The sequence below is a fragment of the Roseomonas rosulenta genome (assembly GCF_016106005.1).
Classification (GTDB): domain Bacteria; phylum Pseudomonadota; class Alphaproteobacteria; order Acetobacterales; family Acetobacteraceae; genus Neoroseomonas; species Neoroseomonas rosulenta.
The window spans coordinates 1-9,761 of the sequence record NZ_JACADR010000169.1 but is presented as its reverse complement, the minus strand read 5'-3'; the positions used below and the strand labels follow the sequence as shown (position 1 = coordinate 9,761).

At 72.3% G+C, this 9,761-nt stretch carries 7 protein-coding genes; 4 read left to right on the top strand and 3 right to left on the bottom strand.

Annotated features, from left to right (window positions below; genetic code table 11):
- Positions 1 to 121: 121 nt before the first annotated feature.
- Genes HW578_RS17825 through HW578_RS17815 form a run of 3 tightly spaced genes read right to left on the bottom strand, consistent with a single transcriptional unit; the run spans position 122 to position 3,151 of the window.
- Positions 122 to 1,033 (bottom strand): P-loop NTPase family protein, encoded by a 912-nt coding sequence (locus HW578_RS17825; RefSeq protein WP_198371960.1) that lies wholly within the window; start codon positions 1,031 to 1,033, stop codon positions 122 to 124.
- Positions 1,030 to 2,520, bottom strand: a complete 1,491-nt coding sequence (locus tag HW578_RS17820; RefSeq protein ID WP_198371959.1) for an XrtA system polysaccharide chain length determinant — start codon at positions 2,518 to 2,520, stop codon at positions 1,030 to 1,032. Before HW578_RS17820 ends, HW578_RS17825 begins: the two co-directional genes overlap by 4 nt.
- A 4-nt stretch (positions 2,521 to 2,524) precedes the next feature.
- On the bottom strand, positions 2,525 to 3,151 hold the full coding sequence (locus tag HW578_RS17815) for an XrtA/PEP-CTERM system exopolysaccharide export protein (protein WP_198371958.1): 627 nt from the start codon (positions 3,149 to 3,151) through the stop codon (positions 2,525 to 2,527).
- A gap of 493 nt (positions 3,152 to 3,644) precedes the next feature.
- Here HW578_RS17815 and HW578_RS17810 point away from each other — a divergent pair, with 493 nt between their 5' ends.
- The 4 genes from HW578_RS17810 to HW578_RS17795 form a co-directional block, all read left to right on the top strand.
- Positions 3,645 to 4,922 carry an exopolysaccharide biosynthesis polyprenyl glycosylphosphotransferase gene (locus HW578_RS17810; protein ID WP_198371957.1) on the top strand — a complete coding sequence of 426 codons (1,278 nt, stop codon included), beginning with the start codon at positions 3,645 to 3,647 and terminating at the stop codon, positions 4,920 to 4,922.
- Entirely contained in the window at positions 4,919 to 7,006 is a 2,088-nt protein-coding gene (prsK, locus tag HW578_RS17805; RefSeq protein WP_369407917.1) for an XrtA/PEP-CTERM system histidine kinase PrsK, read from the top strand. The genes HW578_RS17810 and prsK overlap by 4 nt, the downstream gene beginning before the upstream one ends.
- On the top strand, positions 7,003 to 8,400 hold the full coding sequence (prsR, locus tag HW578_RS17800; protein ID WP_198371956.1) for a PEP-CTERM-box response regulator transcription factor: 1,398 nt from the start codon (positions 7,003 to 7,005) through the stop codon (positions 8,398 to 8,400). Before prsK ends, prsR begins: the two co-directional genes overlap by 4 nt.
- A gap of 11 nt (positions 8,401 to 8,411) precedes the next feature.
- Positions 8,412 to 9,761, top strand: a 1,350-nt coding sequence (locus HW578_RS17795) for a tetratricopeptide repeat protein (RefSeq protein ID WP_198371955.1), incomplete at its 3' end; no start/stop codon positions are given.

Here is a 9,761-nt window from a genome sequence, read left to right as displayed (position 1 = left end):
GCCGACCGGCGCTCCGCGCGGCCCGGAGAAGCCGCCCGCGGCCTCCTGCGCCGCGAGCGGCGCGGTGCCGAAGGCCAGCAGCCCGGCCGCTGCCGCGATGCGCAGGGCGGGTGCGGGACGGCTAGCCATCCCCTTTGGCGCCGCCGTAGCCATCATATCCTCCATAGGCGCCGAAGCCGTCGCTCGAGGTCAGTTGCGCCTGGTTCAGAAGAAGGTAGAGGGTCGGGCAGGCCTCGACCATGTCGAGCGCGGCCTCGACCTCGCGTCGTTCGGTGCGCTGCGCCTGCACGACCACGACCACCTGGCCCACGACGGGCGCGATCGAGCTCGGGTCGCTGGCGACGAGGCAGGGCGGCGTATCGATCAGGATGATGTGCTGCGGCAGCGCGGCGGCGAGGCGCTGCAGCGCGTTCGCCATCCGCGGCCCGGGTGGCTGGCCCTCGCGCGCCGTGGGCGAGCCGTAGGGGAGCACCGAGAGCCTCGGGACCTCGGTCGGCACGATCAGGCCTGCCGGCGGGCGGGAGGGGTCGGTCGCCAGCGCCATTAGCCCCGCGGCCTCCGACTGGCCCAAGGCCATCGAGATCGAGCCCTGCTTGCCATCGGCATCCACCAGCAGCACCGGGCGCGTGCTGGCGTGCGCGAGGCCGGCCGCGACGTTCAGCGAGCAGAAGGTCTTGCCCTCGCCAGGCCGGGCCGAGGTGAACATCACGAGATTCCCGGCGCGCCCGTCCTGCAGCGGCTGCTTCGGGATGGTGCGCAGCAGCTGGGTCTGCACGACCGCGATCTCCTCGAGCACGCGTGCGCGCCGCGCCCCGTCCGCGGCGGCGACCAGGCCGGCTGCGACGAGTGTCGCGAGCGCGATGGGCGGCGTGGCCTCGCGCGGGGGTGCCGGCTGTGGCGCGGCGGTCTCGCGCGGCATCTCGGGCGCGAGCGCGCTGGCCGCCCGCTCGACCAGGTGCGTGCGCGACTGCTGTGCGCGGGCCTGCTCCAGGCGTTCGACCAGGTGGGGCCGCGGGTCGGTCGGCGCCGTCATGCGACCAGCCTCGCGACGATGCGCGGCATGTCGAGCAGCAGCGCGCCGAAGGCAACGAAGACGAGCGCGACGCCGCAGGCGAAGGTGATGCCGGCCATGACGCGCGGCGGAGATGGCGGCGCCGAGACCGCGCCCAGCACCGGCAGGCCGAGCTTGCGCAGTTCGCTCACCGTGTAGAAGGTGCCATCCAGCTGGACCAGCAGGAATGCGAGCGCGATGCCCGCGCCCAGGCCGGCAACGAGCACGCCGGCGGCAAAGAGCGGCCGGTTGGGCCCGACCGGGATGCTGGGCAGCGTCGGCGGGTCAATGATCTCGAGCTTCACGCGGTCGGAATTGGTCCGCGCGGCCTCGCCGATCTGGACGGATTCACGCCGGGCGAGCAGTTCCTCGTAGTTGCGGCGGAGCACGTTGTAGTCGCGGTCGAGATTGGTGAACTCGGCCTGCACCTCGGGGGCGTTGCGGGCCATTTCGGTCATCCGGTCGAGCTCCAGCTGGGCCTCGCGCAGGCTGCGCTCGACGGAGGCGAGCTGCGCCTCGGCGTCCACGAGGCGCAGCGTCAGCTGCTCGCGCAGCGGCTGCGCGGCGGGTGCACCGGGACCGCGGCCGCCGGTGCGCGCACCGCCGCCGCGGCGAAGATCCGCCACGATGTTGCGCGTGGCGACCACGTCGGGGTGTTCCTCGGTGTAGCGCAGGCGGAGCTGGCGCAGCTGCTGCTCGGCCTGGGCGAGCTCGGGGGACGCCCCGCCACCGCCCCCCGTTGCCACCGGCGTCTGCAGGCTGTCGATCTGCTGCCGCGTCAGGTCGCGCCGCGCCTGGGCGTCGGCCAGTTCGCCGCGTAGCTGCCGGACGCGGTCGCGCGCCCCGTCCAGGCGCGACGAATTTCCCTCGATCTCCAACAGGTCGCCGTAGCGGGCGCGAAAGTCGGCGCGGCGGCGCTCGGCCTCGCGCAACTGCACCTCGTAGGCGGCCAGCTGCTGCGCGACGAAGGTCCGCGCCGTCTCGAGCTGGCGGCGGTCCGAGCCGCTGGCGGCCTCGATGAACAGCGACAGGAGGGTCTGCACCACGTCGCGCGCGATGCGCGGGTCGCGGTCGCGGTACTCGATGGTGAAGAGGTTCCGCGTCTGCGGCGTGATGCGGATCTCCTTGCCGAGATCCGTGACGAGCTGCTCGCGCGACTGGGGCGTGGTGATGCGCATGTCGAGATCGGTGCGGGCGACCACGCGTTCCAGATTGGGCCGGCTGAGCAGGGTGCGCTGCAGCACGTCCACCTGGCCCGCCGGCGTGCTGTCGACCGCGATCCCCCGTAGCAGGGTGCCGAGGATGGCATCCGCATCGGCATACATGCGCGCGGTCGAGTTGTACTGGTTCGGCAGCATCGCGACCACGACCCAGCCGGCGATGCAGACGAACCAGGTCAGGGCAAGGGCTTTCCAGCGCTGCCGCCAGGCGGCAGCGGTATGCCGCTGCAGCAACGGGAGGATCTGCATCGGCTCAGAACCAGCCCTGCGGGATCAGCAAGGTATCGCCTGGACGCATACGGATGTCCTGGGTCATGTCGCCATTACGCAGCAGGTCGGTCAGCCGGACGCGGATCACCTGCGGCGGCCCGTCGGGGCTCTCGCGGCGGATGATCTCGGCGCGGTTGCCGGCGGCGTAGCGGGTGAGGCCACGCGCGTCGATCATGACATCGAGCAGCGTCATGCCGTCCCTGTAGGGAATGGCGCGCGGCTGGGTGGCCTCGCCGATGACGCGCACCTGCTGCCCCGAGATGCCGACGAAGGAGCGCACGATCACGGTGACGTTCGGGTCGATGACGTAGCGGCGGAGCCGCTCCTCGAGTTCACGCGCGAGGCGGGTCGGGGACCGGCCGGCGGCCTCGATGTCGGGCACGAGCGGGATCGAGATGCGTCCGTCCGGGCGAACCGGCAGCGCGTTGATCGAGAGTTCGGGCGAGCGATGGACGTAGACATCAAGGGTGTCGCCGGGCCCGATCACATAGTCTGCCGCGGTGGGGGCGACGGCGGGGGCCCCGACCGGCAGCGTCGCGCGATCCGCACAGCCTGCGGCGAGCCCCCCGAGGCCCAAAAGCACACACAACGACCACGCAAAGCCACGCATCTGGCACTCCCCCGGGCTTTCTCCGTGGCAGCCAGGCACAATGCGCCAGTTCTTGCGCGCGTGCCCGCGTGCCCCTCCGGAAATCGTCGTGAAGCGGAGACTAGGCGGCGAACGCAGGCAATTCAATGAAAGACGCACACAACTCATTAATTAGATGAGAAATTCGCCAATGTCTAGAAGAGTCTGCTTCGCACCTCCCGCCGCTCGCGGTGGAGCGCGCGAGGATACGCGCATTGGTGGTGTTCGGTAACGAAATGGACGAATATCGCGTTATGGTAGCATGAGTTCACCGTGAGATTTCCGTTTGCTTGGCCTGCCCTTCGGCGCTAACCTACGGTCCTCGGACGTCTCGTGTATCAAGAATTGAGGATTAAAGACGTCGGAACCTCACGGGCTAGCAGCGTGTCTTGAATACTGCGTCGTGTTCGAATGAACACCAGCCCGTTGAGTAGACTCTGCGGGCCTTCAGCGGGGGCGTTGGAGGGGAGGATCGATGGCATCGTATCCCGGGGAGAACCCGCGCTTTGGCGCGGTTATACTTGTTCTTGTCGATACTCTCGCAGCCGCCGTGGTCGCGCTGTGGGTCGCGGATGAGCTTGGGGTTCGAGGGGCCGTTTCCGGCTGGCCCCTGGTTCTCAACGCCGTGTTGCTTTGCGCGTGCTTCGTCGCGACCCTGGTGGCGAGCGGCTTCTACAAGCCGCAGGTGTGGATGATGCCGCGTCGATTGGCCGCGCGCGCGCTGGTTGCGGCAGCAATTCTCGTGATCGGCGTCTCGCTCGCCGGGTCGGCGAAGGCGAACTGGCTCGGATCGGCCGGGCTCAAAATCTGGAGCATCCCAATTCTTTTTATTGCCGCCGCCGCAGCATTCCGCCTGGGTGTCGTCATCGCGCTGCGTAGCGGCGTTCTGCCACCGGAAGTTCCGCTGATTGCTCGGCTGGAGGCGGCGGGGGCGGGCGCGGTTCCCCCGGACGCGCCGGCGCTGGCCATGTCCGCCCAGGGATCCTCGCCCATGCCCCATCATACGGGCACGTTCCCGGCCGGCGGCACGCGCTCCGCCGCCGAGGGGCTCTCTGGCGCCTCGTGGTCCGAGGCCGCGGCCGCTCGTGACGCGTCGCGCGGCAGGGTCGATCTCGAGACTCTCCCCGCCGATTGGCTCGATGGCGCCGCGATCGTCGGGGAAGGGCGCGCAATACGCCTCGTCAGGCGGTCCTTCGACATCCTGGGCAGCCTCATGCTGATCCTGGCTGTCCTGCCGCTGCTCCTGCTGACGGCCCTCGCCATCCGGCTCGAGAGCCGCGGCCCGGTCTTCTACCGCCAGGAGCGGGTCGGCAAGGACGGGCGCGTGTTCACACTCTTCAAGTTCCGCAGCATGACCGTCGATGCCGAGCGCGACGGGCCGTGCTGGGCCCAGCAGCGCGACCCCCGGGTGACGCGCGTCGGGCGACTGATCCGCCTCACCCGCATCGACGAGGTGCCTCAGGTCATCAACGTGCTGAGCGGCGAGATGTCGCTGATCGGCCCACGGCCGGAGCGCCCCAACTTCGTCGAGCAACTCGCCGCCGTCATTCCCCATTACCGCTGCCGCGCGGCGGTGAAGCCGGGCATCACCGGCTGGGCCCAGGTGAACTACCCCTACGGCGCCTCGGTGGAGGACGCCCGCAACAAGCTCGCCTATGACCTCTACTATATCCGCCACCGCAGCCTTGCGATGGACTTCGCGATCGTCCTGGGCACGATCCGCGTGATCCTCCTGCAGGAGGGCGCCAGGTGATCTCCGCCGAGGGCGGGGGCGCCATCAACGCCGGCGCCTCCGTCGCGCTCTATGCCGGCTGCGCGGCGATTTGCCTTCTGCTCGCGCTGCTGATCCCGCTCATGGGGCGGGGCCGGGGTGCGCTGCCGGCGACCGGCGCCGCCGCGATGACCGGCGCCTGGGCCGCCTCGGTCGCCGCCGCGCCGGCCATGCCGCTCTCCGGCCTGTCCGGTTCGCTCGAGGTGCTGCGATCGGCGCTGTGGTTCGTGGTGCTGCTCGGGCTGGCCTGGCGCTTCGCCGGGCCGCGCGGGCGGCCGCTTGCGCGGCGCTTCGCCGCCGCCGGCGCCCTCGTCACCGCCATCGCCCTGGCCGCGAGCATGCCCGTGGCGCAGGGCATTCTCGACGCGCCGAGCTTCGGCTCGCTCGCGATCATCGCGCGGATCAGCCTTTCGCTGCTGGTCGTGCTGCTGGCCGAGAACCTCTACCGCAACACCAGCGAGGCCGCGCGCTGGCACGTCAACCTGCCCTGTATCGTGCTGGGCGGGCTCGCCGCCTTCGATCTGCTGCTCTTCGCCGAGGCGGCGATGTCGCGCAGCTTCACGCCGGCGATCCTCGATGCGCGGGCCGTGCTGACCGGCCTGTCGATGCCGCTGCTGCTGGTCGCCGCGGTGCGGGACCGGCGGATCCGCCGCGACCCGCCGGTTTCGCGCGAGGTCGTATTCCATGGCGCGACGCTTCTGCTGGCGGGCGGCTTCCTGCTGCTGGTCGGCGCCGCGGCCGAGTTGCTGCGTCACATCGACCCCGCCTGGAGCACCGCCGCGCAGGCCAGCATCCTCGCGGCGGCGGTGATGGCGATCGGCGTCGCCGCGACGACGGGCTCGGCGCGGTCGCGGCTGCGACGCCTCGTGGTCGATCACTTCTTCACCGCACGCTACGACTACCGGCGCGAATGGCTGCGCTGCGTCGCCACCCTGGCCGGCCGGGCGGACGAGGCACCGGCCACGCTGCGCGCCATCCGTGCCATCGCCGATGCCGTGGACAGTCCAGGCGGCGCGCTGTTCCTGCGCGAGGCCGATGGCGGGCGCCTCGCCTGCGTCGCCACCTGGAACGGACCTGACTGCGCGATGGCGCTCGCCGAGGACCATGCGCTCGTAGATGCGCTGAAGGACGGCGCCTGGATCGCGGAGTTCGCCGGGGATGGCGCGCCGCAGGACCTGTCATTGGCGTTCGGCCGGATCTGGCTGGCGGTGCCGCTGCCGCTGCACGGCGCCGACCGCGGGCTGTTCGGCGTGGTGCTGCTGTGGCCGCCGCGCGCGCCCTTCGCGACCGACCGGGAGGTCTTCGACCTGCTGCGCACCCTCGGGCGCGAGGTGGCGATGTTCCTGGCCGAGCGCCGCGCGGCGGAGACGCTCGCCGAACAGCGGCGGCTCGAGGACTACGCGAAGCGCTTCGCCTTCGTGGCCCACGACGTCAAGACGGTGGCGAGCCAACTGCGCCTGCTGCTGGCCAATGCCGAGGAGAACATAGCCGACCCGGAATTCCAGCGGGACATGCTGGTGACCGTGCGCGCCTCGGCCGGGCGGATCGACAGCCTGATCGCGCGTCTGCGCCAGCCCGAGGCGCCGGTTCAGGCGCGGGAGGCGCCGGAGCCCTGCGCGCCCGGCGCGCGGCTGCGCGCCCTCGTTGCTGCCCGCCCGCGCCCGGTGCGGCTGGACGAGGATGCCGGCGCGCTCGGCACCATCGCCATGGATCCGGAACGCTTCGACACGGCGATCATGCACCTGCTGAACAACGCCGAGGAGGCCTCCGAGGGCGCCGAGCCTGTGCGTATCCGGGTGCGCCAGCAGGGCAACCGCGTGGTGATCGACATCACCGACCGCGGGCAGGGCATGACGCCCGAATTCATCCGTGACGAGCTGTTCCGCCCCTTCGGCACGGCCAAGCCCGACGGCACCGGCATCGGGGCCTGGCAGGCGCGCGACCTGCTGCGCGCCGCCGGCGGCGACCTCGTGGTGCTGAGCCACCTCGGGGCGGGAACCACGATGCGCGTGACCCTGCCGATCCTCTCCGGGACCTCGCAGCGGCTGCAGGAGGACCGGGCGTGAGCAAGCCCAAGCTCCTGGTCGTCGAGGACGATCCCGGCCTCTGCGCGCAGTACCGCTGGGCCTTTCCGGCCTGTCGCGTGCTGATCGCCAATGACCGCCGCCAGGCGGAGGCGATGGCGCGCAAGGAACAGCCCGCCGCGGCGCTGCTCGACCTCGGGCTGCCGCCCGATGCGGAAGGTGTCTCGGAGGGCTTCGCGACGCTCGAGGCGCTGCGCCGCGCCCACCCCGCGATGCCGGTCGTGGTGGCGAGCGGGCAGGGCCAACGCGAGAACGCGCTGCGCGCCGTCGCACTCGGCGCCTATGACTTCTCGGAGAAGCCGGTCGACCTCGACGTGCTGCGCACGGTGATCGACCGCGCGCTGCGCCTCGCCGAGCTCGAGGAGGAGAACCGCCGCCTCGCCACGGCGCCGCGCCCGAGCCCGGTCAAGGACATCATCACCGCCGACGAGGGCATGCTGAAGGTCTGCCGCAGCATCGAGCGCCTGGCCGCCGTGGCGGTCCCGGTGCTGCTGCTGGGCGAGAGCGGCACCGGCAAGGAGGCGCTGGCGCGTGCGCTGCATGCGCTCGGCCCGCGCGCCGCGCGCCCCTTCGTCGCCATCAACTGCGCCGCCATCCCGGAGAACCTGCTCGAGAGCGAGCTGTTCGGCCATGAGCGCGGCGCCTTCACCGGCGCGGTGCGCCAGACGCCCGGCAAGTTCGAGGTGGCGACCGGCGGCACCCTGTTCCTCGACGAGATCGGCGAGATGCCTGTGCCGCTGCAGGCCAAGCTGCTGCGCGTGCTGCAGGACCAGGTGGTCGAGCGCGTCGGCGGGCGCGCGCCGATCCAGGTGGATGTGCGCGTCGTCTCGGCCACCAACCAGCCGCTCGAGGCGCTCTCGGCCGAGGGACGCTTCCGCGGCGACCTGCTCTACCGGCTCAATTCCGTCACGGTGCGGGTCCCGCCGCTGCGCGAGCGGGGCGCGGATGCGCTGGTGCTCGCGCGCTACTTCCTCGCGCGGTTCGGGCGGGAGTTCGACCGCCGCCTGCGCGGCTTCGACCCGGCTGCCACCGAGGCGATCGCGAGCCATCCCTGGCCGGGCAATGTGCGCGAGCTCGAGAACCGCATCCGGCGCGCGGTGCTGATGACCGAGGGCCCGATGCTGGGTGCGGCCGATCTCGAGCTCGAGGCGCCGGAGGCGCCGGCCGAGGCGGATCTCGACCTGCGCGCGGCCCGCCAGCGGGCCGAGAGGCTCGCCATCGAGCGCGCGCTCGCGCGCAGCCAGGGCAACCTCGCCGGCGCGGCGCGCCTGCTCGGGATCAGCCGGCCGACGCTCTACGGCCTGCTCGAGACGCACGGCCTCGCCGTGCCACGCCCGGGCGCCGATCCCTCCGCCGACATTCTCGACGCTGTCTAGAGGAGCGGCACATGCCCCCCTTCCTGAACCGCAACCGTTCCGCGTTCCTCGCCGGCCTGCTCGGCGCGGCGCTGATCGTCTTCCCTGCCGACGCCTCGATGGAACGCGCGCGCCAGGCGCAGGCGCGCGGAGACCTTCGCGCGGCGCAGATCGAATTGCGCAACGCGGTGCGCGCTGCGCCCAATTCCGCCGAGGCCCGCGCAGCCCTCGCCGAGGCGAGCCTCGACCTTGGCGATGGCGACACCGCGGAGAAGGAGGCGCGCGCCGCGCTCGAGCGCGGCTACGACCGCGCGGCGGGGACCGCGCTGCTGATGCGCGCGTACATCCTGCTGCGCCGCTACGACGACCTGCTGCGCGAGTTTCCCGCCGTGAGCGAGCCTGCCGCGGTTGGCGGCCAGGTGGCGGCCGGCCGAGCGATGGCGCAGCTGGCGTTGCGCCGGGTCGATGAGGCGCGGGATTCCGCGGCGGAGGCCATCCGCCTCGCGCCGCAATCGGCGCAGACGCAGCTGGCCGCCGCCGCGGTGGCGATCACCGCGCGGGACCTCGCCGGCGCCGAGGCCGCGATCGATCGCGCCCTCGCCGCCGATCCGCGTTCGGTCGATGCGCTGTTCCGCAAGGCGCAGTTCCAGTTCGGCCGCGGCGAGTTCGAGCCCGCCGCGGCCACCCTTGCGCGGGCGACGGCGGTGAAGCCGGGCCAGGTCGGCGCGCGGCTGCTGCGCGCCGAGGCGCTGATGCGCCTCGATCGCGACGCCGATGCCCGCCAGGAGGTCGATGCGGCGCTGCGCACGGCGTCGGGCGCGCCGCCGGCGCTGATGCTGCGCGCGATGCTCCAGGCGCGCGCCAACGACTGGCGCGAGGCCGACCAGACGCTGCAGCAGGTCGGCGGCAGGGTCGCCGAGTTTCCCCAGGGGCTGATGCTGGTCGCGATCACCAAGCGGGCGCTGGGCCAGATGGCGCAGGCGGAGGACGCGGCGCGTCGCTATGTCGCGCGCCAGCCCGAGGATCCGCGTGGAGTGCGCCTGCTTGCCGCCATCGAGGTCGCGGGCGGGCGCCCCGCGGATGCGGTGGCCACATTGCGTGCGCTGGTCCGCCGGGGGGCGGCCGATGCGCTGGCGCTCGAAATGCTGGGCCAGCTCGAGGTCCAGGCGGGGCAGCCGCAGGCGGCGGCGGAGGCGCTGCGCCGTGCCGCGCAGCTCGCGCCGACCAATGCCGATGTGCTGGCGCGCCTGGCCGCGGCGCGGCTCGCCACGGGGGATCTGACGGGGTCCGCCGAGGCGGCGGAGGGCGCGCTCCGGCTGGCACCGGACCAGGCGGGGGCGCGGGCGGCGCTGGCGCTCGGCGCACTGGCCTCGGGCGATGTG

What these genes read in the sequence shown, in the direction of transcription:
- HW578_RS17810 (WP_198371957.1), top strand. Translation starts at nt 3,645, where the DNA reads ATGGCATCGTATCCCGGGGAGAACCCGCGCTTTGGCGCGGTTATACTT.
- HW578_RS17825 (WP_198371960.1), bottom strand. Translation starts at nt 1,033, where the DNA reads ATGACGGCGCCGACCGACCCGCGGCCCCACCTGGTCGAACGCCTGGAG.
- HW578_RS17820 (WP_198371959.1), bottom strand. Translation starts at nt 2,520, where the DNA reads ATGCAGATCCTCCCGTTGCTGCAGCGGCATACCGCTGCCGCCTGGCGG.
- HW578_RS17815 (WP_198371958.1), bottom strand. Translation starts at nt 3,151, where the DNA reads ATGCGTGGCTTTGCGTGGTCGTTGTGTGTGCTTTTGGGCCTCGGGGGG.